General features: G+C 53.6%; 24 protein-coding genes. 13 read left to right on the forward strand and 11 right to left on the reverse strand.

Annotated elements, in window-relative coordinates; translation table 11 throughout:
• The first annotated feature begins 8 nt into the window (after positions 1–8).
• Both HV314_RS05265 and HV314_RS05270 read left to right on the forward strand, forming a co-directional pair.
• On the forward strand, positions 9–959 hold the full coding sequence (locus tag HV314_RS05265; RefSeq protein WP_047499340.1) for a carbamate kinase family protein: 951 nt from the start codon (positions 9–11) through the stop codon (positions 957–959).
• A gap of 12 nt (positions 960–971) precedes the next feature.
• Entirely contained in the window at positions 972–2,354 is a 1,383-nt protein-coding gene (locus HV314_RS05270) for an amidohydrolase family protein (RefSeq protein ID WP_181547495.1), read from the forward strand.
• Between the two features lie 45 nt (positions 2,355–2,399).
• Here the strand turns inward: HV314_RS05270 and HV314_RS05275 are convergent, their stop codons facing one another.
• A complete protein-coding gene (locus HV314_RS05275; protein ID WP_142418179.1) occupies positions 2,400–3,281 on the reverse strand; it encodes a nickel/cobalt efflux protein RcnA in 882 nt (293 codons plus the stop codon).
• A 120-nt stretch (positions 3,282–3,401) separates the two neighbouring features.
• On the opposite strand from HV314_RS05275, the gene rcnR reads away from it, so the two are divergent.
• A complete protein-coding gene (rcnR, locus tag HV314_RS05280; protein ID WP_016154292.1) occupies positions 3,402–3,674 on the forward strand; it encodes a Ni(II)/Co(II)-binding transcriptional repressor RcnR in 273 nt (90 codons plus the stop codon).
• A gap of 53 nt (positions 3,675–3,727) precedes the next feature.
• Here rcnR and HV314_RS05285 read toward each other — a convergent pair whose 3' ends face one another.
• Together HV314_RS05285 and HV314_RS05290 are read right to left on the reverse strand one after the other, a co-directional pair.
• Positions 3,728–4,957: an amino acid permease gene (locus HV314_RS05285; RefSeq protein ID WP_029139645.1), complete on the reverse strand. Its 1,230-nt coding sequence runs from the start codon at positions 4,955–4,957 to the stop codon at positions 3,728–3,730.
• Positions 4,958–5,099: 142 nt separating this feature from the next.
• Positions 5,100–5,555 carry a multidrug/biocide efflux PACE transporter gene (locus tag HV314_RS05290; protein ID WP_016154290.1) on the reverse strand — a complete coding sequence of 152 codons (456 nt, stop codon included), beginning with the start codon at positions 5,553–5,555 and terminating at the stop codon, positions 5,100–5,102.
• A gap of 101 nt (positions 5,556–5,656) precedes the next feature.
• Between HV314_RS05290 and HV314_RS05295 the strand changes: the two genes are divergently transcribed.
• The 4 genes from HV314_RS05295 to kduD all read left to right on the forward strand — a co-directional run bounded on the left by HV314_RS05295 (position 5,657) and on the right by kduD (position 9,962).
• Positions 5,657–6,541: a LysR family transcriptional regulator gene (locus HV314_RS05295; protein WP_016154289.1), complete on the forward strand. Its 885-nt coding sequence runs from the start codon at positions 5,657–5,659 to the stop codon at positions 6,539–6,541.
• 102 nt (positions 6,542–6,643) lie between these two features.
• Complete coding sequence (locus HV314_RS05300; RefSeq protein ID WP_016157388.1) at positions 6,644–7,822, forward strand: acetyl-CoA C-acetyltransferase; 1,179 nt, start codon at positions 6,644–6,646, stop codon at positions 7,820–7,822.
• 484 nt (positions 7,823–8,306) lie between these two features.
• Positions 8,307–9,143, forward strand: a complete 837-nt coding sequence (gene kduI, locus HV314_RS05305; RefSeq protein ID WP_103284181.1) for a 5-dehydro-4-deoxy-D-glucuronate isomerase — start codon at positions 8,307–8,309, stop codon at positions 9,141–9,143.
• Between the two features lie 57 nt (positions 9,144–9,200).
• The gene (kduD, locus tag HV314_RS05310) at positions 9,201–9,962 is read left to right on the forward strand and encodes a 2-dehydro-3-deoxy-D-gluconate 5-dehydrogenase KduD (protein ID WP_016154286.1); all 762 of its coding nucleotides are present in this window, start codon (positions 9,201–9,203) and stop codon (positions 9,960–9,962) included.
• Positions 9,963–10,106: 144 nt separating this feature from the next.
• Here the strand turns inward: kduD and HV314_RS05315 are convergent, their stop codons facing one another.
• Positions 10,107–10,433 carry a cupin domain-containing protein gene (locus tag HV314_RS05315; protein WP_016154285.1) on the reverse strand — a complete coding sequence of 109 codons (327 nt, stop codon included), beginning with the start codon at positions 10,431–10,433 and terminating at the stop codon, positions 10,107–10,109.
• 137 nt (positions 10,434–10,570) lie between these two features.
• Between HV314_RS05315 and HV314_RS05320 the strand changes: the two genes are divergently transcribed.
• Positions 10,571–11,278 carry an aspartate/glutamate racemase gene (locus HV314_RS05320; RefSeq protein ID WP_016154284.1) on the forward strand — a complete coding sequence of 236 codons (708 nt, stop codon included), beginning with the start codon at positions 10,571–10,573 and terminating at the stop codon, positions 11,276–11,278.
• Here the strand turns inward: HV314_RS05320 and HV314_RS05325 are convergent.
• Complete coding sequence (locus HV314_RS05325) at positions 11,250–12,185, reverse strand: LysR family transcriptional regulator (RefSeq protein WP_181547497.1); 936 nt, start codon at positions 12,183–12,185, stop codon at positions 11,250–11,252. The two genes, HV314_RS05320 and HV314_RS05325, sit on opposite strands and share 29 nt — an antisense overlap.
• Before the next feature lie 118 nt (positions 12,186–12,303).
• Here HV314_RS05325 and lysA point away from each other — a divergent pair, with 118 nt between their 5' ends.
• Complete coding sequence (gene lysA / locus HV314_RS05330; RefSeq protein WP_016154282.1) at positions 12,304–13,560, forward strand: diaminopimelate decarboxylase; 1,257 nt, start codon at positions 12,304–12,306, stop codon at positions 13,558–13,560.
• A gap of 51 nt (positions 13,561–13,611) precedes the next feature.
• On the opposite strand, the gene HV314_RS05335 is transcribed toward lysA, so the two are convergent.
• Together HV314_RS05335 and galR are read right to left on the reverse strand one after the other, a co-directional pair.
• Positions 13,612–14,622, reverse strand: coding sequence for a LacI family DNA-binding transcriptional regulator (locus HV314_RS05335; protein ID WP_131379997.1), 1,011 nt, complete (start codon positions 14,620–14,622; stop codon positions 13,612–13,614).
• Between the two features lie 13 nt (positions 14,623–14,635).
• Positions 14,636–15,664: an HTH-type transcriptional regulator GalR gene (galR, locus tag HV314_RS05340; protein WP_016157382.1), complete on the reverse strand. Its 1,029-nt coding sequence runs from the start codon at positions 15,662–15,664 to the stop codon at positions 14,636–14,638.
• A 598-nt stretch (positions 15,665–16,262) separates the two neighbouring features.
• On the opposite strand from galR, the gene aas reads away from it, so the two are divergent.
• On the forward strand, positions 16,263–18,422 hold the full coding sequence (gene aas, locus HV314_RS05345) for a bifunctional acyl-ACP--phospholipid O-acyltransferase/long-chain-fatty-acid--ACP ligase (RefSeq protein WP_016154280.1): 2,160 nt from the start codon (positions 16,263–16,265) through the stop codon (positions 18,420–18,422).
• Positions 18,415–19,620, forward strand: a complete 1,206-nt coding sequence (gene lplT, locus HV314_RS05350; RefSeq protein ID WP_181547499.1) for a lysophospholipid transporter LplT — start codon at positions 18,415–18,417, stop codon at positions 19,618–19,620. Before aas ends, lplT begins: the two co-directional genes overlap by 8 nt.
• 100 nt (positions 19,621–19,720) lie before the next feature.
• Here the strand turns inward: lplT and HV314_RS05355 are convergent, their stop codons facing one another.
• The 4 genes from HV314_RS05355 to mutH form a co-directional block, all read right to left on the reverse strand.
• Positions 19,721–20,761 (reverse strand): NADP(H)-dependent aldo-keto reductase, encoded by a 1,041-nt coding sequence (locus HV314_RS05355; RefSeq protein WP_181547501.1) that lies wholly within the window; start codon positions 20,759–20,761, stop codon positions 19,721–19,723.
• Positions 20,762–20,867: 106 nt separating this feature from the next.
• Complete coding sequence (gene ygdR, locus HV314_RS05360) at positions 20,868–21,086, reverse strand: lipoprotein YgdR (protein WP_000758660.1); 219 nt, start codon at positions 21,084–21,086, stop codon at positions 20,868–20,870.
• Positions 21,087–21,230: 144 nt separating this feature from the next.
• Positions 21,231–21,944 carry a TerC family protein gene (locus tag HV314_RS05365; RefSeq protein ID WP_016154277.1) on the reverse strand — a complete coding sequence of 238 codons (714 nt, stop codon included), beginning with the start codon at positions 21,942–21,944 and terminating at the stop codon, positions 21,231–21,233.
• Between the two features lie 75 nt (positions 21,945–22,019).
• The gene (mutH, locus tag HV314_RS05370; RefSeq protein WP_181547504.1) at positions 22,020–22,715 is read right to left on the reverse strand and encodes a DNA mismatch repair endonuclease MutH; all 696 of its coding nucleotides are present in this window, start codon (positions 22,713–22,715) and stop codon (positions 22,020–22,022) included.
• Between the two features lie 684 nt (positions 22,716–23,399).
• Here mutH and rppH point away from each other — a divergent pair.
• Entirely contained in the window at positions 23,400–23,930 is a 531-nt protein-coding gene (rppH, locus tag HV314_RS05375) for an RNA pyrophosphohydrolase (protein WP_003825602.1), read from the forward strand.
• Positions 23,931–23,942: 12 nt separating this feature from the next.
• Positions 23,943–26,189 (forward strand): phosphoenolpyruvate--protein phosphotransferase, encoded by a 2,247-nt coding sequence (gene ptsP, locus HV314_RS05380; RefSeq protein ID WP_016157379.1) that lies wholly within the window; start codon positions 23,943–23,945, stop codon positions 26,187–26,189.
• Positions 26,190–26,289: the final 100 nt, after the last annotated feature.

Genomic DNA, 26,289 nt, shown 5'->3' on the forward strand with positions numbered 1-26,289 from the left:
ATAACACTATGAAAGAACTTGTGGTCGTTGCCATTGGCGGCAACAGCATTATCAAAGATAACGCCAGCCAGTCGATTGAGCACCAGGCTGAAGCGGTGAAAGCGGTGGCGGACACGGTGCTGGAGATGTTGGCATCGGACTACAACATTGTGCTGACGCACGGAAACGGGCCGCAGGTGGGGCTGGATCTACGGCGTGCGGAAATCGCGCATGAGCGTGAAGGGTTGCCGCTCACCCCGCTGGCAAACTGCGTCGCCGATACGCAGGGCGGGATCGGCTATCTGATCCAACAGGCGCTGAACAACCGCCTGGCGCGGCGCGGTGAACAGAAGGCGGTTACGGTGGTCACGCAGGTGGAGGTCGACAAAAACGATCCGGGCTTCGCTAACCCGACCAAGCCTATCGGCGCGTTCTTTAGCGAAGCGCAGCGCGATGAACTGCAGCGGGTCAATCCGGGCTGGCGCTTTGTTGAAGATTCGGGACGCGGCTACCGCCGGGTCGTCGCCTCTCCGGAACCGAAGCGTATTGTCGAGGCTGAGGCGATCAAAACGCTGACCCAGCAAGGTTTTGTGGTGATTGGCGCGGGGGGCGGCGGGATCCCGGTGGTGCGTAGCGATCAGGGGGATTATCAGAGCGTGGATGCGGTTATTGATAAAGATCTCTCCACGGCTCTGCTGGCGCAGGAAATCCGCGCTGACATTCTGGTGATCACCACCGGCGTCGAACAGGTCTGTATTCATTTTGGCAAACCCAACCAGCAGGCGCTGGATACGGTGGATGTCGCAACGATGACCCGTTACATGCAGGAGGGACATTTCCCGCCGGGGAGCATGTTACCCAAAATCGTTGCCAGTCTGGCGTTCCTGGCGCGTGGCGGTAAGCGAGTGATCATCACCACGCCGGAATGCCTGCCGGCCGCACTGCGCGGCGAAACGGGCACCCATATTGTCCATTCCTGAGAGGAAATGTGAATGAAGGAAAGTAACAGCCGCCGTGAATTTTTAAGTCAGAGCGGAAAAATGGTGACCGCTGCCGCGCTGTTTGGCGCAGTGGCTCCAGTCGCGTATGCTGCTAATCCTGTCGGGAACACCTGCGGGGCGAAGAGCACAATGACGATTAACGATAAGCACTATTACCTGGATAACGTCCTGCTGGAAGCGGGGTTTGATTACGAAAACTCGGTGGTGGTGCATACCCGTACCGCGCTGCAAACCGTTGAAATTCAGGACGGGAAAATTGTTGCACTGCGTGAGAATAAGCAGCATCCGGATGCGATGCTGCCGCACTACGATGCGGGTGGAAAGCTGATGCTGCCCGCCATGCGCGACATGCACATCCATCTGGATAAAACCTTTTACGGCGGTCCCTGGCGTTCGCTGAATCGCCCGGCTGGCACCACCATTCAGGATATGATCCGCCTGGAGCAAAAGCTGCTGCCTGAACTCCAGCCTTACACGCAGGAGCGCGCGGAAAAGCTCATCGATCTGCTGCAATCAAAAGGCACCTCGATTGCCCGCAGCCACTGCAATATCGAACCGGTTTCCGGGCTGAAAAACCTGGAAAATCTGCAGGCGGTGCTGGCGCGTCGCCAGCCGGGTTTTGCCTGTGAAATCGTGGCGTTTCCGCAGCATGGCCTGCTGTTATCGAAGTCTGAACCGTTGATGCGTGAAGCAATGCAGGCGGGGGCGCATTACGTCGGCGGTCTGGACCCAACCAGCGTGGATGGGGCGATGGAAAAATCCCTCGACACCATGTTCCAGATTGCGCTGGATTACGATAAAGGCGTGGATATCCATCTGCATGAAACCAGCCCGGCGGGCGTTGCGGCGGTGAATTACATGGTGGAAACGGTGGAGAAAACGCCGCAGTTGAAGGGCAAACTGACCATCAGTCACGCATTTGCGCTGGCAACCCTGAACGAACAACAGGTGGATGCGCTGGCGAGCCGCATGGCGGCGCAGCAGATTACCATTGCCTCGACGGTGCCGATCGGTACCTTGCATATGCCGCTCAAGCAGTTGCGTGACAAAGGCGTGGAAGTGATTACCGGGACCGACAGTGTGATTGACCATTGGTCGCCGTACGGGCTTGGAGACATGCTGGAGAAGGCGAATCTGTACGCGCAGCTGTATATTCGTCCCAATGAACTCAACCTGTCGCGAGCGCTGTTCCTCGCCACCGGCGATGTGCTGCCGCTTAACGATAAAGGTGAGCGCGTCTGGCCGAAGGCGCAGGATGAAGCCAGCTTTGTACTGGTGGATGCCTCCTGCTCAGCGGAAGCGGTCGCGCGAATCTCCCCACGCACCGCGACCTTCCACAAAGGCCAACTGGTGTGGGGGAACGTCGCAAGCTAGCCTGGTTTGATGCGCAGCGGCAATCGCTGCTGCGCTCTCTGCTCGTTAACCGACGATCCCCATATAGCCGTGAATCCCCATATATAAGCCGACCATCGCGATAAGCGCGCTGGAAAAATAGGGCGCTTTGCGTGCCAGTGTGTTAAATCCGCTCCAGCGTTTGGCCGCCTGCTGCACGCTGATTGCCGCTCCCACGCCCACCGTTACAAGCGTTAGCGCCAGCCCGAGGCTGAAGCACAGCACCATGGTGGCACCCAGCGTGAAGGCTTTGAGCTGGATGCAAATCAGCAGTACCGTAATGGCGGCAGGGCAGGGGATCAACCCGCCGGTCAGACCAAACAATAATATTTGGCCGTTGGTGACCTCTTTGCCTGCAAAGCGGCGCTGAATATCGGTAGCATGTGCCCGCTCGTGGGCGTCCTGATACGCTTTTGAATCTTCGCTCAGTCCGGCCAGGGCGCTATGGTGATGATCATGTTCGTGATGATGGTGGTGAGCTTCACCGTGGTTATGATGGTGGTGATGGTCATCATGATCATGGTGATGCTCATGATCGTGGTCATGATGCGTCTGGGTCAGCCAGTTCTGTTCTCCCTGCCAGGTTCGCCAGAACATCCAGAATGCGGTCCCGAGAATAATAATCGCCGAGACAAACTGCAGCCAGGGCTCAACGGCCTGGGCAGTAAACGCTTTGCTGATATACATCCCGCCGAGCGCAATCAGCCATACCACTGCGGTATGCGACAGCGTTGCCGCCAGCCCCAGCATCACCGCCTGTTTGATGGTTCCCTTAATGGCAATAATAAAGGCCGCCATCATCGTCTTGGAATGCCCCGGTTCCAGACCGTGTAACACTCCTAATAGAATCGCGCTGGGAATGAAAAACCAGGCGTTGCCTTGCTGAAGAAGCGTAGAAAACTCACCCATGAGAATGATTCTTAGTTGTTTAATTTTGCCAGATTCTACTCCCCCCCAGTATTAAATACTACCCCCCAGTAGAATGACGATGGTATTGTCGCTCCAGCCAGACGTTGAAAAGGTATTGCTATGTCACATACGATCCGCGACAAACAAAAGCTGAAAGCCCGAGCCAGTAAGATTCAGGGGCAGGTAGCGGCGTTGAAAACCATGCTGGATGAACCGCATGAATGCGCGGCGGTATTGCAGCAAATAGCGGCGATCCGCGGTGCGGTAAACGGGTTAATGCGCGAGGTGATTAAAGGTCATCTGACCGAGCACATTGTGCATCAGGGCGATGAAATTAAGCGCGAAGAAGATTTGGATGTGGTTTTGAAGGTACTCGATTCGTACATCAAATAAGTCAGTTTAACGGCTCATCCACATACTGATGAATGAGCCGTTAAAAACACGTTCTAGCCAAAAAACATCACAGATACGCACAGCAGACCGACAATCAGGGTGATCAGATTTCCCACTGAACGGTACGGCTTTAGCGCCGGGATCAGATAGGTAGATAATGTCGGCATGATAAACAGAATCATGGCAATCAGCGGCCCGCTAATCGCGTAAATCATTGAAATTGCATTAGGGTTAATGCAGCAAATGATAAACGTAATGGTCGAAACCAGCATAATGGACAGGGCGCGGTTAAAGGCCCGGCTTTTCTTCACTCCCACCTGATGCAACGATGTTTTTACCACCTCGGTTGCCCCTTCAATCACGCCAAAGTAGGTGCCGAGGAACGATTTTGACATCGCCACGACGGCGACAATGATCCCAGAAATCGACAGCCATGCTGGTGCGTTTGGCATCATCGATAGCGCTGACAGAATGGTCACCCCTTCATTTTTCGCGTCCTCGATATAGTTTGTCGGAATCGAAAGCAAACAGCTGAAGACGAAAAACAGCACGCTCAGGCAGATGATGACGTAGGCTACCTTCATGATTTTTTTGCATTTACCCATGGCCTGCTCGCCATATTTCTCACGTCGGTCGATGGCGAACGTCGAGATAATTGGCGTATGGCTAAAAGCAAAAACCATCACGGGAATAGATATCCAAACCTGATGAAGCGTGTGCTGATCGAAAGACATCTGGCCGGTGAGTAGCGTTGGCTGCCAGCTTCCGGTCAGGTAGAGCGAAAGGAACAAAAAGTACGCGATGAGCGGGAACACCAGAAAACCCATTACCCGAATGGTTGCTTGTCGGCCCATCAGAAAAATCAAGTTCAGCACCAGCACCACGCCAAGACTGACCAGCATGCGAACACGCAGATCGATGGCGATATGTTTTGCCAGTTGTTCAGTGAGTGAATTAGTTATCGCCACGGCGTAGATCAGCACCACCACAAAGAAGGCAATAAAATAGAGGGTCGTGATCAGGCTGCCTATCTTTTTGCCGTAGTAGTGCGTAACTGCACCAGTGATCCCTTCACCTGCCGAGGTTTTTGAGGACAGGATAAACTGGCACAGCGCCTTGTGCGGCCAGTAGGTTAAAGGCCAGGCGACGAGTGCGGTGATAAACAGTACCACCGCGCCTGCAGAACCCAGCTGTATGGGGAGGAAGAGGGTTCCTGCGCCGACGGCAGTCCCATATAGTGCGAAGCTCCAGAGAGTCTCTTCTTTTGACCAAAATTTCGACATTATTTGAACGTATCAACTATAAAATAAACAAAAAGAAGCGCAATTTACCACAAATGGCAGGGGCTGGGGGAGGTGTCAACAAGCGGGCGAGTGAATGGATCAAAAGCCGGAACCGAGAAGATTCCGGCTATTGTTTGAATTATTAGGCAGTAACGCGCTGCTGGCGACGCTTCATAACGCGCTCGCGTAAAGTGTCATAAGCCCAGTTATAGAACATGGTGTATGGCAGGAAGAACAGGAAGAAACCTATTTCCAGCGTGAATGCCTGGAGCAGGCTGACGTTCAGCACATACGCCACGATGCTCACCCCGATGACAATAAAACCGCTCTCGAAGCCTAAGGCGTGGAATGCCCGCACTTTAGCCGTACGTTTTACCAGGTGCGACGGCCACAGTCGGTCAAACAGGGCGTTATAAATGATATTCCAGATCATCGCCGTCGTGGCGAGAAGAATGGTCAGTCCGCCCATTTCCAGCACCGAGCGCTGCATCAACCATGCGGTGGTTGGTGCGAGGATCGCGGTGGCAATGCCTTCAAAGCAGACGGCATGAAAAATTCGCTCCAGTAACGAGCGGCGTTGGACTGTATCGTGTTGCATAATCTAAAACCTTCTTTGATGCCCGGATAACGGAATGGTGGCAATTTTATCGTTTTATGTGATATCTAAAAGATAGTATCCATCGATAAAGTAGATAGTTCATGCGTTACTCTCCTGAAGCGTTAACGGCATTTGTGGAGACCGTTTCCTGCGGCTCATTTTCTGCTGCGGCCCGGCGGCTGCGTAAAAGTCAGTCCACCATCAGCACGGCCATTGCGCATCTGGAAGCCGATCTCGGTTTTGCGCTGTTTGACCGCTCATCACGTCAGCCGACGCTAACCGAAGAAGGTAAGCGGGTGCTGGGCTATGTGCAGGCAATTTTGACGGCCAGCGAACGTCTTGATGAGGCAGCAATTTCGCTGTCGGGTGAAACGGAAGCGCGTCTGACCTTCGTTTTGTCTGACACGCTGCATCCGGATGTGCTGGAAGAATTGATGGTGCAGTTTGACCACAAGTTTCCCCATACCGAGTTTGAATGTCTGATTGGCGAAGATGAAGACGTGATCGATCTGCTGCAAAAAGGACGTGCTCAGGTTGGGTTGATCGAAGCGCGGGAGGATTACCCGACCGACATGGGCGTCACGCGTCTGCCGATGCAAACCTGGATGGGATTATACGTTGCGGCATCACATCCACTGGCGACTCAAGAAAAACTGCAGTGGGAACAGCTACATACCTGGCGAGAGCTGCGGCTGAATACCTATCTGGAAAGCGGCACCAACGTGGCGCGCGGCCCCGTCTGGTCGGCGCCTAACTATTTGTTGCTGCTGAGTATGGCGGTGCAGGGATTCGGCTGGTGCGCGCTCCCTTGTGCGCTGGTGGAGGAGTTTGCGGCAGAAAAACCGCTGGTCCAATTGATGCTGCCCGGCTGGCCAAAGGCTATCTCAATCGATCTGCTGTGGAATAAGAAATCACCGCCTGGCGTGGCGGGAAGTTGGCTGCGCGACCATTTACAGCAGAGTGGCGTTCAGATGACCAATAAATGATACGAATTTCCTTTGTGATAAAAATCACCGTTTTTAAACAACCTTGATAACTCTTTTTAACAATCATCTACTATTGCGGTGTTATTTTGCGCTGAGGTGGTGATGAAAGAGGTTGTGATAGTCGGGGCGTTACGGACACCGATCGGCTGCTTCCAGGGGACGCTGGCGCGCCACTCTGCCGTTGAATTAGGTAGCATGGTAGTCAGGGCGTTACTGGAGCGCACGGGCGTGGATGTTCACGCTGTGGATGAAGTGATCCTCGGACAGGTGCTTACCGCTGGTGCCGGGCAAAACCCGGCGCGTCAGTCCGCCATCAATGGTGGGCTACCCAATACCGTCTCCGCCATCACCATTAACGATGTCTGCGGCTCGGGTCTGAAAGCGCTGCATCTGGCGACCCAGGCTATCCAGTGCGGCGAAGCCGACATTGTGATTGCGGGCGGACAAGAGAATATGAGCCGTGCGCCGCATGTCCTTACTGATAGCCGTACCGGCGCACAGTTGGGCAACAGTCAACTGGTCGACAGCCTGGTGCATGACGGCCTGTGGGACGCTTTCAACGATTACCATATGGGCGTTACCGCGGAAAATCTGGCGCGGGAATATGGCATCAGCCGTGAACTGCAGGATGCCTACGCACTGCATTCGCAGCACAAGGCGCGGATGGCAATTGACGCAGGGCGCTTTAAAGATGAAATCGTGCCGGTGGTAACGCAGCGTAATGGGCAATCGTTCGTGGTGGATACCGACGAACAGCCGCGCACCGATGCCAGCGCAGAAGGGCTGGCGCGTCTGGATCCTACCTTCGACAGGCTCGGTTCAGTAACCGCGGGCAACGCGTCATCCATCAATGATGGCGCCGCTGCGGTGATGATGATGAGCGAGGCCAAGGCCCTGGAGCTGAATTTGCCGGTGCTGGCCCGCATTCGTGCCTTTGCCAGCGTCGGGGTCGATCCCGCGCTCATGGGAATTGCGCCGGTGTACGCGACGCGCCGTTGCCTTGAGCGTGTGGGCTGGCAACTGGCTGATGTTGATCTTATCGAGGCCAACGAAGCCTTTGCCGCACAGGCATTGTCCGTTGGAAAAATGCTGGAGTGGGATGAACGGCGAGTGAATGTGAACGGCGGAGCCATTGCGCTTGGTCATCCGATTGGCGCATCTGGCTGCCGTATTCTGGTTTCACTGGTGCATGAAATGGTGAAGCGTCGGGCGCACAAGGGCCTGGCAACGTTATGTATCGGCGGTGGTCAGGGCGTGGCGCTCGCTATCGAGCGAGATTAACCACCCGAAGTTTTCTCTGCTTAAACGCCTTTCCCGCTGTATATCCCCTGCATCTATAAAAAAGCCCTCCAACAGGAGGGCAAGGCCAGTTACAGAAACATACACTCTAAACTCTGCTAACGTATCAAAACGGCGTTTCATTTCATGTGATTAACAGCGCACTTTGTTAGAAAAGGTGTGTGAACGACATGTGAGGCTGGCTGTATTTTCAATGTCTTATTCCTACCCCTCATGAACTACTCTTGTTTATTTTTATCTATCTAATTGTTTTAAATGATTTTATTGAAATCATGCCCGCGATTTATATGCGCTAGCGTGATCGCAATTACACTTTTGATAATAAGATGCAGAAAAAGTGAAACGCTGTTTTATTTGTAATTGAAAACCCATTCCGGGAGGGATATCATGAGCGCATAAGATAAAACGGAACAGCGTTTTGCTATTCGTTTAAGCATTCACGGTCAATTTATCACTGGAGGTAAATGTGGACGTAAGACAAAGCATCCATAGTGCGCATGCGAAAACCCTGGACACTCAGGAGCTGCGTAATGAGTTTTTGGTCGAAGAAGTGTTTGTCGCAGATGAATACACCATGGTCTACAGCCACATTGACCGCATCATTGTTGGCGGCATTATGCCAGTGGCCAAAACCGTCTCTGTGGGTGGCGAAGTCGGCAAACAGCTGGGCGTAGCCTACTTCCTCGAACGTCGTGAGCTGGGTGTGATTAACATCGGTGGCCCGGGCACGATTACCGTTGACGGCCAGTGCTATGAAATTGGTCATCGTGACGCGCTGTACGTCGGGAAAGGGGCCAAAGAAGTGGTATTCGCCAGCATCGATACGGCGAAACCAGCGAAGTTTTACTACAACTGCGCGCCGGCCCACACGACTTATCCAACCAAAAAAGTCACGCCAGCAGACGTTGCGCCAGTGACGCTGGGCGATGACCTCACCAGTAACCGTCGTACCATCAACAAATATTTTGTGCCGGATGTGCTGGAAACCTGCCAGTTGAGCATGGGTCTGACCGAACTGGCGCCGGGTAACCTGTGGAACACCATGCCGTGTCATACCCATGAACGTCGTATGGAAGTCTATTTCTATTTCAATATGGAAGAAGATACCTGCGTCTTCCACATGATGGGGCAGCCTCAGGAAACGCGTCATATTGTGATGCACAACGAGCAGGCGGTGATTTCGCCGAGCTGGTCAATTCACTCCGGCGTTGGCACAAAAGCTTATACGTTCATTTGGGGCATGGTCGGCGAAAACCAGGTCTTTGATGATATGGACCATGTAGCGGTCAAAGATCTGCGCTAGTTGCGGGCGATAGCCGTGCCTGCTGCGGCGGGCATTATAAAAAATTAAGGATTTACAATGATTTTGAATGCATTCTCTCTTGAAGGTAAGGTCGCCGTTGTGACCGGTTGTGACACTGGCCTGGGTCAGGGTATGGCGTTGGGTTTGGCTGAAGCGGGCTGCGATATCGTGGGGATCAACATCGTTGAACCGACGGAAACTATCGAACGCGTGACCGCGCTGGGGCGCCGTTTTTTAAGTTTAACCGCCGACTTGCGTCAAATTGACGGTATTCCGGCGCTGCTGGAGCGCGCAGTGGCAGAATTCGGTCATATCGATATTCTGGTCAACAACGCAGGTCTTATCCGTCGTGACGATGCGATCGACTTCAGCGAAAAAGACTGGGACGACGTGATGAACCTGAACATTAAGAGCGTGTTCTTTATGTCTCAGGCCGCGGCGAAGCACTTTATCGCTCAGGGTAACGGCGGCAAAATTATCAACATCGCCTCTATGCTTTCTTTCCAGGGCGGGATCCGCGTGCCGTCTTACACCGCGTCTAAAAGCGGCGTAATGGGCGTCACCCGCCTGATGGCGAACGAGTGGGCCAAACATAACATCAACGTCAACGCAATTGCGCCGGGTTACATGGCGACGAACAACACTCAACAGCTGCGCGCTGATGAGCAGCGTAGCGCAGAAATTCTCGATCGTATCCCGGCGGGTCGTTGGGGTCTGCCGAGTGACCTGATGGGGCCGATTGTGTTCCTGGCATCCAGCGCATCTGACTATATCAACGGCTATACCGTTGCGGTAGACGGCGGCTGGCTGGCGCGTTAATCCGCTTTCCAGAACCGACAAACCCTGCCCTTTGGCAGGTTTTGTCGGTTAAACATAAGGTGAATGTAGCAATACACCGGAGGCGACATATTCATTCCCTCTGGAACAACATTATGCCGCCAGGCAGATTACGAACAGATAAAATTACGCAGGCAGAAAATCTTCGCGCATGGGCGTAAAGGTATCGAGTAGCGTTCCCGGTTTTAAACAGACGCAGCCATGCATAATGTTGGGCTGTTTATATAGGGTATCGCCTGCCCTAACGACATGCTTTTCTTCGCCGATGGTAAATTCAAACTCCCCAGACAAAACGTAAGTCAGCTGCTCATGCGGATGATTGTGCATCGGGCCAATCGCGCCTTGCTCGAAGTTCACCTCAACCGCCATCATTTTACCGTCGTGAGCAAGAATACGTCGGGTAACGCCATTGCCCAGATCTTCAAGGGTGGTCTCTTTATGAAAAATAAACATCCGGTATTCCTGTAATTAAAACAATGTTTCATTAAACCTATATCAGAAATTTAAAAAAAGAAATGCACGCCAACAGATGTGGAAAGTTGATCACATCTTTGGTTCACTGGAGAGATAACAACAAATCAGGGGAAATGATGAAAACGATCGGTCTGTTAGGCGGTATGAGCTGGGAATCCACCATTCCTTATTATCGACTCATTAATGAAGGGGTAAAACAGCGTCTGGGTGGCCTGCACTCGGCACAGATTCTGTTGCACAGCGTAGATTTTCACGAGATCGAAGCCTGTCAGTCTGGCGGTGACTGGCAGCGGGCTGGGGAGATCCTCGCGCAGGCCGCCGCAGGGCTTCAGCAAGCTGGAGCGGAAGGGATTGTGCTGTGTACCAACACCATGCACAAAGTTGCTGAGGCGATTGAAACCGCCTGTGACGTGCCGTTCCTGCATATTGCCGATGCGACGGGTCGGGCCATACAAAAACAGCAGATGAGCAACGTGGCGCTACTGGGTACGCGCTACACCATGGAGCAGGATTTTTACCGCGGGCGCCTACAGACTGAATTTGGTATTAGCACGCTTATTCCTGAGGCTGATGATCGTCAGAAAATAAACCAGATTATTTTTGACGAGCTGTGCCTCGGTGAGTTTAGCAACGCTTCCCGCGACTACTACCTGAGCGTAATTGATCAGTTGGCTAAACAGGGCGCTCAAGGGGTTATCTTTGGCTGTACCGAGATTGGTCTGCTGGTTCCAGCCGAGCTAAGTCCATTACCGGTTTTCGACACCGCGGCAATCCATGCGCAAGATGCGGTGGCGTTTATGCTTTCGTCTGTGGATACAAAATAACCTCCAGCGGATCGATAAGTCTCGGGAGATGGGCTTGCAGATGCGCCGTAAAAGCATCGACCAGCGCCGAGGCAGGGCGATGAAGTGGGTGGATCAGGCTGACCGTAAAGGGTACCGAAATACTGAAGCGGCGGATAACCACTCCGCTGCTGGCATAATCCAGCGCGGTCAGTGGGTTTACCACCGAGATCCCCACGCCCGCCCGCACCATTGCACAAATTGAAGCGGCGCTGTGGGTTTCAATCACCATGCGGCGCTTCACCTGATGTTCGTTAAACAGGGTGTCCAGTAGCTGACGGTAACTGTCGGTCCGCGACAGGCTGATATAGTTCTCTCCCTGAAAATCCTGCGGCGTTAATACCGCTTTCTCGGTCAGCGGATGCCCCTGCGGCAGTACACACACTTCATCCAGCGCCAGCAATTCGGTGCGTTTCGTTCCGGCTGGCGTATGCAGCGTTTCCGTTAACCCCAGATCGTGGCGCTGCGCCGACAGCCACTCTTCCAACAGTGGTGACTCCTGCGGCACGATCTGAATGTTGACCTGCGGATAGCGCGCGAGAAATGGCTGCAGCAGCGGCGGTAAAAAGGACTGTGAAAATACCGGCAGGCAAACAATCGACAATTCACCTTGACGAAATTCGCGCAGGCTTTCGGCGGCGCTCACAATTCTGTCCAGGCCGTACCACGAACGTTGTACCTCTTCAAACAGACGTAAGCCTTGCACGGTTGGATGCAGTCGGCCACGCGTGCGTTCAAACAGCGTTAATCCCAGGACTTTTTCGAATCGGGCCAGTTCCCGGCTGACGGTGGGCTGCGAGGTATGTAGCATGCGCGCGGCTTCCGTCAGATTACCAGCGGTCATGATGGCGTGAAAAATTTCAATGTGACGCAGGTTAACCGCGGGCATAAGCAATCCTCGAATGAGCTGATCCATATCATTTTTGCATAGACTCAAGATAAAACGATATTTTTTATTCTTTTTGAGCTGTGGCGTAATCATAAAAAAGCCAATACCGGAGCACGCCATGCCACGCCCACTCAACAACACAGACACTGACCTGACCGCCGACAACCTGTTGCGCCTGCCTGCCGAATTCGGCTGCCCGGTGTGGGTCTATGATGCGCAGATTATTCGCGCGCAGATTGCCAAACTGAGTCAGTTTGACGTGGTGCGTTTTGCCCAGAAGGCATGTTCGAATATTCATATTTTGCGCCTGATGCGCGAGCAGGGCGTGAAGGTCGATTCCGTCTCGCTTGGCGAAATTGAACGCGCGCTGGCGGCAGGTTTTGTACCGGGCAAAGATGAGATTGTCTTTACCGCCGATATGATTGATGAAGCGACGCTCGCCCGGGTGCATGAATTGAGCATTCCGGTAAATGCCGGGTCGGTCGATATGCTGGAACAACTGGGCCAGCTCTCGCCGGGCCATCGCGTGTGGCTCCGCGTAAACCCTGGCTTTGGGCATGGACACAGTCAGAAAACCAATACCGGGGGTGAGAACAGCAAGCACGGTATCTGGTACAGCGATCTTCCGGCGGCGCTGGAGGTAATTCAGCGCTATAAGCTGAAATTGGTGGGTATTCATATGCATATCGGCTCTGGCGTGGACTACGCGCATCTGGAGCAGGTGTGCGGCGCGATGGTGCGTCAGGTAGTGGAATTTGGTCAGGATCTGGAGGCGATCTCCGCAGGCGGCGGTTTATCTATCCCGTATCGCGAAGGTGAAGAGGCGATCGACACCGATCACTATTTTGGATTGTGGAACGCCGCGCGCGATAGTATTGCGCGTCATCTGGGTCATGCCGTCAAACTGGAGATCGAACCAGGGCGTTTCCTGGTCGCGGAAGCCGGCGTGTTAGTGGCGCAGGTGCGCAGCGTGAAAGAGATGGGCAGCCGTCACTTTGTGCTGATCGATGCGGGCTTCAACGATCTGATGCGCCCGGCCATGTACGGTAGCTATCACCATATCTCTGCGCTGGCGGGGGATGGTCGTTCTCTGCAACAAACTCCTCAACGAGAGACCGTGGTGGCCGGACCGCTGTGCGAATCAGGCGACGTGTTTACCCAGCAGGAAGGCGGAAATGTGGAAACCCGTCTGTTGCCTGCGGTGGTGCCGGGTGATTATCTGGTTTTGCATGATACCGGGGCGTACGGAGCGTCAATGTCGTCAAACTACAATAGCCGCCCGCTGCTACCGGAGGTCTTGTTTGATAACGGCGTGGCGCGACTGATTCGTCGTCGCCAGACCATTGATGAGCTGTTAGCGCTGGAATTAATCTGAGTAAAGCAGGCCGGATAAGGTGCTTGCGTCACTATCCGGCTCTTTTTCATATTACTTAAAGTACGGTCCGAGCGTTACTGAGTCACGTAATACCAGTTTGCCGGTAAACGGAGGGATCGGCTCCACGCTCTCACCGTTGGCCAGACGTATAGCCTGGTCGATTGCCGTGGTTATCATGGTATCAATCGGCAGATAAACGGTAGATAACCCCGGTTCCAGCCATTTGGCGCTGGGCGCATCATCAAAACCAAACAGCGAGACGTCCGTCGGGATCCTCAGTCCGGCCTGATGTAACGCTTTTGATGCACCTAATGCCATGTCATCGTTACAGGCGAACAGGGCGCTGAATGTCACCCCTTCCTCCAGCAGTTCTCGACAGGCTTCATAGCCTCGCGTCATCGTGGAGTCGCCGTATTTAACCTTATCAGGATCCCAGGGAATACCGTTTTTTTCCAGAGCCTTACGATACCCCATCAGGCGGGATTTACCGGTAGGCGTATGGCCTGGCACGGTGATACAAGCAATATCGCTGTGCCCCTGCGAGATCAGATAATTGACCGCCTGATACGCCGCGTCTTCCTGCTCAAAGAAAATCGCGCGATCGCGGGCCTGACTGACATCACGGTTGATGACCAGCAAGGGCATCGCAATGCTGTTCATCAGCGACATAATCGCCTTTTCACTCATATAGCGGGTATAGAGAATAATGGCGTCGCACTGCCTGTCGGCCAGCATTTGCACGGCTTCCTGCTCACGCTCCGGCGTGTCGTGACCATCGGTGACGATCAACTGCTTGCCGTGAGACTCCGTCTGGCGCGAGGCCTGTTGCAGCAGGCGGCCAAAGTAGAATCCATCAAATGTGGAAACCACCAGGCCAATGCTGTTGCTGGTGCGATTCGCTAAAGAGCGCGCTAAAAAGTTGGGTCGATAATCGAGTGCCTGCATGGCCTTGAACACTTTCTGGCGCGTGCTCTCTTTTACCTGACCCGTTCCATTTAGTACGCGCGAAACGGTCGCTTTTGAGACGCCTGCGTGTCGTGAAACGTCCAACATCGTAGTCATGACGCAATCCTGGTTAATCGTTTGACGATGAGTTCCCCGGCTCTGTCAGCGCCGAAACGGAATGGCGACGCACCAGAGTTGGGTTAAAGACGTGGGTAATTTCAGGTGCGGGTCGCTTCTCCGCCAACGCGAGCGCCAGTTCAGCGGCCTGGGTTGCCATCGTCACGATGGGATAGCGTACCGTGGTCAGACGTGGGCGCACATAGCGGGAAATCAGCACATCATCAAAGCCAATCAGCGAGATTTCTCCCGGCACATCAATGCCGTTATCATTCAATACGCCCATGGCGCCAGCCGCCATTGAGTCGTTGTAGCAGGCTACCGCAGTGAAGTTTTTGCCACGACCAAGTAACTCGGTCATGGCCTGTTCACCGCCGCTTTCATCCGGTTCGCCGAACGTCACCAGTCGATCGCTTACCGGTATATTGCTCTCCGCCAGCGCGTCGTAATAGCCTTGCAGACGATCTTCCGCATCAGAAATACTGTGATTGGAACACAGGTAGCCAATGCGCGTATGGCCCTGTTGAATAAGGTGTCGGGTAGCGAGCCACGCGCCGAAACGGTCATCGAGGGCAACGCAGCGTTGTTCGAATCCCGGCAGAATTCGGTTAATCAATACCATGCCGGGGATTTGCTTCATTAATGAAGCCAAGTCCGCATCCGGGATGATTTTGGCATGGACAACAAGGGCCGCGCAGCGGTGGCGAATGAGCTGTTCAATCGCCTGACGTTCCTTCTGTTCATTATGGTAGCCGTTGCCAATCAGCAAAAAATTCCCGGTGTTATAGGCCACCTGCTCGACAGCTTTAACCATTGCCCCAAAGAATGGATCGGACACATCACCAACGACCAGACCGATGGTTTCAGTGGATTGTTGCGCCAGTGCACGCGCGTTCGCATTGGGGTGGTAGCTGAGTGATTCCATTGCACTCGTTACGGCCAGACGCGATGCTTCGCTGGCTTTGGGGGAATCATTGATCACTCGAGAAACGGTGGCGACTGATACACCAGCTAGTCGGGCTACATCCTTTATGGTCGCCATGATAGTACCTGTTGTGGGTAAACGCTTACATTCCGTCAGTGTTACGGAAAATGGCTGGCTGTTCAAGCAGATTGCCCGTCAGGACCTCGCAAATGTGAGCGCGCGCGAGCGAAGTAAGACAGAAAATAGAAAATGCTAATTTTTGCTTACACTTTGCGATGTGCTGTTGCGATTGTTCGCTGGTGGGAGAACTGAGCGGATTGCTAAAGTTGGGATCCCAGAGGTATTGATAGGTGAAATCAACTTTCGGGTTGATCACTAGAATTACACCAGCCTGCGCAGATGCGCAGGTTTTTTTTTGCCTTCAGCCTATCTGTAACAGTAACCGATAATTTACACAACTCGTTGCATTTGGGTTCATTCCTTTGCGTTTTCGTACTGGCGTATCTGGCTGCTGACGACCACAATCAAGATCCCAGAGGTATTGATTGGTGAGATTATTCGGTACGCACTTCGTACCTGTCTCTTGCACCGACCTGCGCGGATGCGCAGGTTTTTTTTCGGACTGTATTTACCTGTTTACCTGTCGCGCCCATTCCCCAACTCGTATACTCTCCCACCATTAATGTTTCTATAATTAATGGCACAGGGAGTTGAGATGCTATTTGGCTTTTTTCGTAATCTGTTTCGCGTGCTTTTCCGCGTTCGCGTCACGGGCAATGTCAGCGCGCTACAGGGAGAACGCGTTCTAATCACTCCCAACCACGTCTCATTTATAGACGGCATCCTGCTGGCGCTATTTTTACCGATTCGTCCCGTCTTCGCCGTTTACACCTCGATCAGCCAGCAATGGTATATGCGCTGGCTAACCCCGCTGATTGACTTCGTGCCGTTAGACCCAACCAAACCGATGTCGATTAAGCATCTGGTCCGTCTGGTCGAGCAGGGCCGTCCGGTGGTGATTTTTCCCGAAGGACGCATTTCGACCACCGGTTCGTTGATGAAAATATATGACGGTGCCGGGTTTGTCGCCGCGAAGTCGGGAGCGACGGTCGTTCCTGTCCGCATTGAGGGGGCTGAGCTTTCCCACTTCAGCCGCCTGAAAGGTCTGGTTAAACAGCGATTCTTCCCGCGTATCCAACTGCACATTCTACCGCCGACTCAAATGCCAATGCCGGAAGCCCCGCGAGCTCGCGATCGCCGCAAAATCGCCGGTGAAATGCTGCATCAAATTATGATGGAAGCACGCATGGCTGTACGCCCGCGTGAAACGCTATACGAGTCGCTGCTGGCAGCAAAATACCGTTTTGGCGCGGGCAAAAACTGCATTGAAGATGTTAACTTTACGCCGGACAGCTACCGCAAACTGCTGACTAAGACGCTCTTTGTGGCCCGTATTCTGGAAAAATACAGCGCCGAAGGTGAAAAAATCGGCCTGATGCTGCCAAATGCGGGGATCAGCGCGGCGGTCATTTTTGGAGCCATTGCGCGTCGACGCATTCCGGCCATGATGAACTACACGGCGGGCGTGAAAGGGTTAACCAGCGCCATTACAGCGTCTGAAATCAAAACGATCTTCACTTCCCGACAGTTTCTCGATAAAGGCAAACTCTGGCATCTACCGGAACAGCTCACCCAGGTGCGCTGGGTTTATCTGGAAGATTTAAAAGCCGATGTGACGTTGAGCGATAAGCTGTGGATTTTCTCACATCTGCTGGCACCGCATCTGGCGCAGGTGAAACAGCAGCCGGAAGAGGCTGCTGTGATCCTCTTTACGTCTGGTTCGGAAGGCCATCCGAAAGGCGTGGTCCACAGCCACAAGAGTATTCTGGCGAACGTTGAGCAGATTAAAACAATTGCCGATTTCACCGCCGATGACCGCTTTATGTCGGCACTGCCGCTGTTCCACTCCTTTGGCCTGACGGTGGGATTATTCACACCGCTACTGACCGGTGCGGAAGTGTTTCTTTATCCCAGCCCGCTTCATTACCGCATTGTGCCGGAGCTGGTATACGACCGGAACTGCACCGTGTTGTTTGGTACTTCAACGTTCCTCGGCAACTATGCGCGTTTCGCGCATCCGTACGATTTCCACCGCCTGCGCTATGTGGTGGCAGGCGCGGAAAAACTGCAAGACAGCACAAAGCAGCTATGGCAGGAGAAATTTGGCCTGCGCGTCCTTGAAGGCTATGGCGTGACGGAATGTGCGCCGGTTGTGTCGATCAATGTACCGATGGCGGCAAAATCAGGAACGGTAGGGCGCATCTTGCCTGGCATGGATGCCCGACTGCTGGCTGTTCCGGGTATTGAGGATGGTGGGCGTTTGCAACTGAAAGGCCCGAATATTATGAGCGGCTATTTGCGCGTCGAAAAACCTGGCGTGCTGGAAGTGCCGACGGCAGAAAATGCGCAGGGTGAGATTGAGCGCGGCTGGTATGACACCGGAGACATCGTCCGCTTTGATGAAAACGGCTTTGTACAGATCCAGGGGCGCGCCAAGCGTTTTGCTAAAATTGCCGGAGAGATGGTCTCGCTGGAAATGGTTGAGCAACTGGCATTGGCGGTATCTGCAGACAAAATGCACGCCACGGCGATCAAGAGCGATGCCAGCAAAGGTGAGGCGCTGGTGCTGTTCACTACCGACAGCGAACTCACGCGTGAAAAACTACAGCAGTATGCGCGAGCGCATGGCGTGCCTGAACTTGCCGTACCGCGTGATATTCGCCACCTGAAGCAACTCCCATTACTCGGCAGCGGTAAGCCGGATTTTGTTACGCTGAAAAGCTGGGTCGATGAGCCGGAAAAACAACATGATTGAGTCAGCGCACACTAACACTTCAATCTGGTCCAAAGGGATGATGTCCGTCATCGCCGCGCAGTTTCTGTCGGCGTTTGGCGATAACGCGCTGCTGTTCGCCACGCTGGCGCTGCTGAAGGAACAATTTTATCCGGACTGGAGCCAGCCAATCCTGCAAATGGTGTTTGTGGGCGCTTACATCCTGTTTGCGCCATTTGTTGGACAGGTGGCGGATAGCTTTGCCAAAGGCAGAGTGATGATGTTCGCGAACGCCCTGAAACTGCTGGGCGCGGCGAGTATTTGCTTCGGCATTAATCCGTTTCTCGGGTATACGCTGGTGGGGATTGGCGCGGCCGCGTACTCACCGGCCAAGTATGGCATTCTCGGTGAATTGACCACCGGTGACAAACTGGTGAAAGCCAACGGCCTGATGGAAGCCTCCACTATCGCCGCGATTTTGCTCGGTTCTGTCGCTGGTGGCGTTCTGGCCGACTGGCATGTGATTGCCGCGCTTTCTGCCTGTGCGCTGGCCTATGCTGGCGCCGTGGTGGCTAACCTGTACATCCCGAAACTGGCCGCGGCTCGTCCTGGCCAATCCTGGCATCTGGGGAAAATGACGCGCAGTTTCTTCTGCGCCGCCTCTTCGCTGTGGCGCAACGGTGAAACACGTTTTTCGTTGGTCGGAACCAGCCTTTTTTGGGGCGCGGGCGTCACGCTGCGTTTTCTGCTGGTGCTGTGGGTTCCGGTGGCGCTCGGCATCACCGATAACGCTACGCCGACCTACCTCAATGCCATGGTAGCGATTGGGATTGTTGTAGGTGCGGGGGCGGCAGCGAAGCTGGTGACGCTGGAAACCGTGTCGCGCTGTATGTCAGCGGGGATCCTGATTGGCGTCGTGGTGCTGATTTTCTCACTTCAGCATGCGCTGCTTCCGGCTTACGCGTTGCTGATGCTTATCGGCGTGTCAGGTGGCTTCTTTGTGGTACCGCTGAATGCGTTGCTGCAGGAGCGGGGCAAGAAAAGTGTCGGTGCGGGTAATGCGATCGCGGTGCAAAACCTGGGCGAAAACAGCGCGATGCTGCTGATGCTTGGGATTTACTCACTGGCAGTGCTGGTGGGGATCCCGGCGGTAGCGATTGGTATTGGATTCGGTGCGCTGTTTGCGCTGGCGATTGCGGCGCTGTGGATTTGGCAGCGCCGACAGCCTGGTACGAGATGAATGAACAATGAATGTGCCGGATGGCAGCGTCGCCTTATCTGGCCTACAGAGAGCTGCAATTTGTAGGTCTGATAAGCGTAGCGCCATCAGGCACTAACCGTCACGGTGCAGGATAGGTATACACCTGATGCACCGCTTCAATCTCTGCCAGTACTTCTTCGCTCAACTCCAGATGCAGGCTTTCAACGTTGGTTTTTAGCTGCTCCATCGTCGTGGCTCCCAGCAGGGTGCTGGCGACAAACGGCTGACGACGCACGAATGCCAACGCCATTTGCGCAGGATCCAGATTATGGCGTTTCGCGATATCCACATAGGCCGCAACGGCTTTTTGCGTTTGCTCGCCGCTGTAACGCGTGAAACGGCTAAACAGCGTATTGCGTGCACCGGCAGGCTTCGCGCCGTTCAGGTATTTACCGGTTAATGTACCGAAGCCAAGGCAAGAGTAGGCCAGCAGTTCAACGCCTTCATACTGGCTCACTTCCGCCAGTCCAACCTCAAAGCTGCGATTCAGCAGGCTGTAGGGGTTCTGGATGGTGGCGATGCGCGGCAGATCGTGTTTGTCCGCCAGGTGCAGGTAGCGCATCACGCCAAACGCGGTTTCATTGGACACGCCGATGTAGCGAATTTTCCCTGCGCGCTGAAACTCTGCCAGCGCGTCCAGCGTATCCAGCAGCGAAACGACTGGCGCAGAGTCCGTCCAGCTGTAGCCTAACTTACCAAAGCAGTTGGTCGGGCGCTGCGGCCAGTGAACCTGATACAGATCCAGGTAATCGGTTTGCAGTCTTTTCAGGCTGTCGTGCAGCGCTTCACGGATATTTTTACGGTCCAGCGCCTGATTCGGTCGAATACCGCTGTCGTTGTTACGTGAAGGTCCACTGACCTTAGAAGCAACGATTAGCTTTTCACGGCTGCCGTGTTTGGCGAGCCAGTGACCTACGTAGGTTTCGGTGAGACCCTGGGTTTCAGGACGCGGCGGTACCGGATACATCTCGGCAACGTCGATCAAATTTATGCCTTGTTCTACGGCATAATCGAGCTGTGCATGTGCGTCGGCTTCGCTGTTTTGTTCACCAAACGTCATTGTGCCCAGCCCCAGTGTACTGACTTCAAGCGAGCTGTGGGGTATACGGTGATATTGCATAGCCGTTTCCTTTTTATAATCACGACATAAGGATTATAAAAATGGCTGAGGGAAGAGAAAAAGGGAAGTAAAATTGTTAAGGCCAGCGCGCTGCTGACCTCAACCATCAGCGTTCAATGATTTGAGACACATCATCGCGATTAATCTGCATCGCATTGCCTTGCTGGTCGTGATAGCTCACCAGACCGGTATCATCGTCAATTTCTGGTTTTCCATCGGTCAGGATCATTCGACCATCTTTTGTCGCCATTACATAATCACTGCTGCATCCGGAAACGGCAAAAGCCAGTCCTACGGCGGAAATCAAAACTGCCCATTTTTTCATCTGCTTATCCTCACATGGCCTGCATCTGACAATAGTTTAGTAATAACGCGAAGTTGTGCATGGCGAAAGCAGTAAAATCTTAAACTGTGAGAAGAGGTAGGTGTGGCGCGCATTCGCTCCCCGTGCGGGGAGCGATGGATTTCATCAGAGCGGATTTTTTTTATTACGCCACAGGTTCAGGGTCTCTACCGCAATAGAGAAGAACATGGCGAAATAGATATATCCTTTCGGAACGTGGACGTCGAAACTTTCCAGAATTAGCGTGAAACCGACCAGAATCAGGAACGAGAGCGCCAGCATTTTTACCGAAGGATGGCGATCGACAAAATCGCCAATCGGGCGTGCAGCAAACATCATCACACCCACGGCAATCACCACTGCCGCCATCATGATAAACAGATGATCGGACAAGCCTACCGCAGTAATCACGGAATCCAGGCTGAAGATAATGTCTAACAACATGATCTGCACAATCGCGCCCAGAAAAGAGGAAACGCGGGTTTTCAGTCCCTCTTCCTCACCTTCAATGGATTCATGGATCTCCTTACTGGCTTTCCAGATCAGGAACAATCCCCCCAGTAGAAGGATCAGGTCGCGCGCTGATATTGCCTCGCCAAACACTTCGAATAGCGGGTTTGTCAGACGCGTTACCCAGGCGATAGAGGCCAGCAGTGCCAGACGCATGATCATCGCCGCTGCAAGCCCAATACGTCGGGCATGATTGCGTTGCGCTGTCGGGAGTTTGGCTACAACCAGAGAGAGGAAAATAATATTGTCGATCCCAAGAACGATCTCCAGCAGCGTCAGCGTACCGAGCGCAAGCCAGGCGTTAGGATCGGTTATCCATGCAAATAACATCGAACAAAGTCCTGCCAAAAAAAAGAAGCGGTAATTATAGGCCCGTAACGCGGCGGGTGAAAGACCGGACGGTGCCTATTGCGCCTGGAACAAGAAATGTCGCTCAAGCAATGCGCTCGTGAAGTTCTTTTTCAAGTAAAAACCGCGTGGTAGGGTCAGGATGGGTTCGCCATGGGCGCCAATGGCCTCGGTAAGCGCTCGGGCGTTGGCGGCTTTAGGACGCAGCTGTAGCACTTCCCCATGGCGGGCAGTGATGCGTTCGACGTGGCCTAACACTATCATGTCCATCAACTCTTCCCAGTCCAGACGCAATTGCCGGTCTTCTTCTTCATTCGGGCTCCACAGCAGGGGAGAACCGACGCGGCGCTCAGCCAGCGGGATGCTGCGTTCGCCTTCTACCGGGATCCACAGAACGCGTTTAAGTTTGTGCCGCACATGGCTGGTTTCCCAGGTAACGCCGGTATTGCCGGTTAACGGTGCCACGCACACAAAGGTGGTTTCCAGCGGTCTGCCAAGGCTATCCACTGGGATTGTTTTCAGCTCCACGCCCAGCGCCGCAAAATCCTGCTCCGGTTTGCTGCCCGCACTGGCGCCGAGCCAGATTTCCAGTAACACGCCAATCCAGCCTTTATCGCGCTTGAGATCCTTGGGGGTAACGAGTCCTGCCATTGCCGCCAACTCTCCCAGCGCGTAGCCCGAAAGCAGCTGTGCCTGGCTCAACAACTGGGCTTCAGATTCAGGGGGAGAAAGCAGCGGATGGAGTTCTGACATCGGGTTAACCCTTAGGTGAAAAAATGAGCAAAGATTTTATACCGTGTGGACAGAGTTTATCTTTTTCCACATGCTTTATTCAATTCTATGATTTATATTGGTTTTTAGATTCACATACGCAGAGTTGCGCAACAGCGAAGCGGGTTTTCCAATTCTGGTCACTGACAATGAACAGGATCTTACACCATGTTATCCACAGAAAGATGGGATAACTGTGAAAAACCCCCACTACTGTTTCAATTTACAGCCTTGACGTGCGACGAAAATCGAATTTTCACACAAATTGTGCCTAACTTATTGGCATAATCTGTGGATAAAACCAACGCTGGTCGATCTTTCATCAGCCTGAAGATCGTGTGCGTGATATACGTCACGTTTCTATGGGTTTATTTGCGCTGAACGGTTTTAACTTTATGAATATAGAAGACTATTTTTGATATGTGACGAATGTCTTATTCGGACTGTTCTGGGTTTTCCCATAGTAATTCCGTACTTCTTCACAACTATATCCACAGAAAAGGTGAATAAAATCGCCTTGCTTGCCCTTCTTCTGTTTATAACTCCGCCCTTAGCTGTGAGTTATTCAATTGTTATTAGAGTATCGCGCCCTTAACAGAGTGGTTTACCGCCTCTCTGGAGTGTGAAACAATCGTTTGTATATAAGGTTTATATTGAGGTAGTCCGGTGATTGATGACGATGGCTACCGCCCGAATGTAGGGATAGTAATTTGTAACCGCCAGGGGCAGGTCATGTGGGCCCGGCGATTTGGTCAGCACTCCTGGCAATTCCCGCAAGGTGGGATAAATGCAGGAGAGACAGCAGAGCAGGCGATGTACCGGGAACTCTTTGAAGAAGTGGGTCTCAGTCGTAAAGATGTACGGATCCTTGCTTCTACTCGTAACTGGTTGCGTTACAAGTTACCGAAACGTTTGGTGCGTTGGGACACGAAGCCGGTTTGTATCGGCCAGAAACAAAAATGGTTTCTTCTGCAATTGGTCAGCAGCGATGCTGAAATCAATATGCAAACCAGCAGTACACCTGAGTTCGACGGCTGGCGCTGGGTGAGTTACTGGTATCCGGTTCGACAGGTGGTGTCATTTAAACGCGATGTCTATCGCAGGGTGATGAAAGAATTCGCAAGTGTTGTCATGGCGCTTCAGGAGAGCACTCCTAAGCCGCAAAGCGCACCTGCGTACAGACGTAAAAGAGGTTAAGCTACGCAAATTATGCTCACCCGCCTGCGCGAAATAGTCGAAAAGGTGGCCAGTGCTCCGCGTCTGAATGAAGCGCTGAATATTCTGGTTACCGACATCTGTCTTGCGATGGATACAGAGGTCTGTTCGGTTTATTTGGCCGATCACGATCGACGTTGTTATTACCTCATGGCGACCCGGGGACTGAAGAAACCGCGTGGTCGTACTGTCGCACTCGCGTTTGATGAAGGTATCGTTGGCCTGGTTGGCAGGCTGGCGGAACCTATCAACCTCGCCGATGCGCAAAAACATCCCAGCTTTAAATACATCCCTTCGGTAAAAGAAGAGCGTTTTCGTGCGTTCTTAGGCGTACCGATTATTCAGCGCCGTCAGCTGTTAGGTGTGCTGGTGGTCCAGCAGCGCGAATTGCGCCAGTACGATGAAAGTGAAGAGTCTTTCCTCGTCACGCTCGCCACGCAAATGGCAGCTATTCTTTCGCAGTCGCAGCTTAACGCGCTGTTCGGCCAATACCGGCAAACGCGCATCCGCGCATTGCCCGCCGCGCCTGGCGTGGCAATAGCCGAAGGCTGGCAGGATGCGACGCTGCCGCTGATGGAGCAGGTCTATCAGGCTTCAACGCTGGATCCGGTGCTTGAGCGCGAGCGACTCACCGGTGCGCTGGAAGAGGCCGCGAATGAATTCCGCCGCTACAGCAAACGCTTTACCGCTGGGGCGCAAAAAGAAACGGCGGCGATTTTTGATCTCTACTCACACTTGCTTTCCGATACTCGTCTGCGCCGTGAGCTATTTGCGGAAGTGGATAACGGTTCGGTGGCCGAGTGGGCCGTTAAAACGATCATCGAAAAGTTTGCCGAACAGTTTGCCGCGCTGAGTGATAACTACCTCAAAGAGCGGGCCGGAGATTTACGCGCGCTGGGCCAGCGTCTACTGTTCCATCTTGACGACTCGATCCAGGGGCCGAATACCTGGCCGGAACGCTTTGTGCTGGTGGCGGATGAGCTTTCCGCCACCACGCTGGCGGAACTTCCTCAGGACCGCTTAGTCGGTGTGGTTGTCCGGGACGGCGCGGCCAACTCTCATGCGGCTATTATGGTTCGTGCGCTGGGTATCCCTACCGTCATGGGGGCCGATATCCAGCCGTCGGTGTTACATCGCCGTACGCTGGTAGTGGACGGTTATCGCGGTGAACTGCTGGTCGATCCAGAACCGGTATTGATCCAGGAATACCAGCGTCTTATCAGTGAAGAAATTGAGCTGAGCCGCCTGGCGGAAGACGACGTCAACCAGCCAGCACAGTTGAAAAGCGGCGAGCGCGTGAAGGTGATGCTCAATGCGGGCCTCAGCCCGGAGCATGAAGAGAAGCTGGGGAGCCGGATCGACGGCATTGGCCTGTATCGCACCGAAATCCCGTTCATGCTGCAAAGCGGTTTTCCTTCAGAAGAAGAACAGGTTGCGCAGTATCAGGGCATGCTGCAAATGTTTAACGACAAGCCGGTGACTCTGCGTACGCTGGATGTCGGCGCCGATAAACAACTGCCCTACATGCCGATCAGTGAAGAGAACCCGTGCCTTGGCTGGCGTGGGATCCGCATAACGCTCGATCAGCCGGAGATCTTTTTGATCCAGGTTCGGGCCATGCTGCGTGCCAACGCGGCAACCGGCAACCTGAGCATTTTGCTGCCGATGGTCACCAGCATTGATGAAGTGGACGAAGCGCGACGTTTGATTGAACGCGCCGGACGCGAAGTGGAAGAGATGATCGGCTACGCGATCCCAAAACCGCGCATTGGCATCATGCTGGAAGTTCCGTCGATGGTGTTTATGCTGCCGCACCTGATAAACCGGATAGACTTTATCTCGGTCGGAACCAACGATCTCACCCAGTACATTCTGGCTGTCGATCGTAACAATACGCGGGTGGCCAGCATTTATGACAGCCTGCATCCGGGTATGTTACGTGTGCTGGCAATGATTGCGCAGGAAGCCGAAAGAAGCGGTATCGATTTGCGATTGTGCGGTGAAATGGCGGGCGACCCGATGTGCGTGGCCATTCTGATCGGCCTGGGTTTTCGCCATTTGTCGATGAACGGTCGTTCCGTGGCTCGCGTTAAATATCTGCTGCGCCATATCGATTTTGATGAGGCGCAAACGCTGGCGCAACGCAGCCTGGAAGCGCAGATGGCGACAGAAGTACGCCATCAGGTGGCGGCTTTTATGGAACGCCGTGGCATGGGGGGACTGATTCGCGGGGGATTGTGAATCGGGGGCTGGTAACAGTAGGTATACATATCTTTTAACTGTAATCGGCATCCGCTGCGATCCCCATGTGCTATCATTCGCACCTTTGGAGCGCCTGCAT

It is taken from the genome of Citrobacter sp. RHBSTW-00887 (assembly GCF_013728095.1).
Classification (GTDB): Bacteria; Pseudomonadota; Gammaproteobacteria; order Enterobacterales; family Enterobacteriaceae; genus Citrobacter; species Citrobacter braakii.

Bases quoted from the DNA above. Each gene is read 5' to 3' on its own strand.
- HV314_RS05355 (WP_181547501.1), bottom strand. From the start codon at position 20,761: ATGCAATATCACCGTATACCCCACAGCTCGCTTGAAGTCAGTACACTG.
- HV314_RS05295 (WP_016154289.1), top strand. From the start codon at position 5,657: ATGCGTTACTCTCCTGAAGCGTTAACGGCATTTGTGGAGACCGTTTCC.
- HV314_RS05320 (WP_016154284.1), top strand. From the start codon at position 10,571: ATGAAAACGATCGGTCTGTTAGGCGGTATGAGCTGGGAATCCACCATT.
- HV314_RS05275 (WP_142418179.1), bottom strand. From the start codon at position 3,281: ATGGGTGAGTTTTCTACGCTTCTTCAGCAAGGCAACGCCTGGTTTTTC.
- HV314_RS05265 (WP_047499340.1), top strand. From the start codon at position 9: ATGAAAGAACTTGTGGTCGTTGCCATTGGCGGCAACAGCATTATCAAA.
- HV314_RS05365 (WP_016154277.1), bottom strand. From the start codon at position 21,944: ATGTTATTTGCATGGATAACCGATCCTAACGCCTGGCTTGCGCTCGGT.
- galR (WP_016157382.1), bottom strand. From the start codon at position 15,664: ATGGCGACCATAAAGGATGTAGCCCGACTAGCTGGTGTATCAGTCGCC.
- lysA (WP_016154282.1), top strand. From the start codon at position 12,304: ATGCCACGCCCACTCAACAACACAGACACTGACCTGACCGCCGACAAC.
- ptsP (WP_016157379.1), top strand. From the start codon at position 23,943: ATGCTCACCCGCCTGCGCGAAATAGTCGAAAAGGTGGCCAGTGCTCCG.
- rcnR (WP_016154292.1), top strand. From the start codon at position 3,402: ATGTCACATACGATCCGCGACAAACAAAAGCTGAAAGCCCGAGCCAGT.
- mutH (WP_181547504.1), bottom strand. From the start codon at position 22,715: ATGTCAGAACTCCATCCGCTGCTTTCTCCCCCTGAATCTGAAGCCCAG.
- HV314_RS05270 (WP_181547495.1), top strand. From the start codon at position 972: ATGAAGGAAAGTAACAGCCGCCGTGAATTTTTAAGTCAGAGCGGAAAA.
- HV314_RS05315 (WP_016154285.1), bottom strand. From the start codon at position 10,433: ATGTTTATTTTTCATAAAGAGACCACCCTTGAAGATCTGGGCAATGGC.
- HV314_RS05325 (WP_181547497.1), bottom strand. From the start codon at position 12,185: ATGCCCGCGGTTAACCTGCGTCACATTGAAATTTTTCACGCCATCATG.
- ygdR (WP_000758660.1), bottom strand. From the start codon at position 21,086: ATGAAAAAATGGGCAGTTTTGATTTCCGCCGTAGGACTGGCTTTTGCC.
- HV314_RS05290 (WP_016154290.1), bottom strand. From the start codon at position 5,555: ATGCAACACGATACAGTCCAACGCCGCTCGTTACTGGAGCGAATTTTT.
- lplT (WP_181547499.1), top strand. From the start codon at position 18,415: ATGATTGAGTCAGCGCACACTAACACTTCAATCTGGTCCAAAGGGATG.
- aas (WP_016154280.1), top strand. From the start codon at position 16,263: ATGCTATTTGGCTTTTTTCGTAATCTGTTTCGCGTGCTTTTCCGCGTT.
- kduD (WP_016154286.1), top strand. From the start codon at position 9,201: ATGATTTTGAATGCATTCTCTCTTGAAGGTAAGGTCGCCGTTGTGACC.
- HV314_RS05300 (WP_016157388.1), top strand. From the start codon at position 6,644: ATGAAAGAGGTTGTGATAGTCGGGGCGTTACGGACACCGATCGGCTGC.
- HV314_RS05335 (WP_131379997.1), bottom strand. From the start codon at position 14,622: ATGACTACGATGTTGGACGTTTCACGACACGCAGGCGTCTCAAAAGCG.
- HV314_RS05285 (WP_029139645.1), bottom strand. From the start codon at position 4,957: ATGTCGAAATTTTGGTCAAAAGAAGAGACTCTCTGGAGCTTCGCACTA.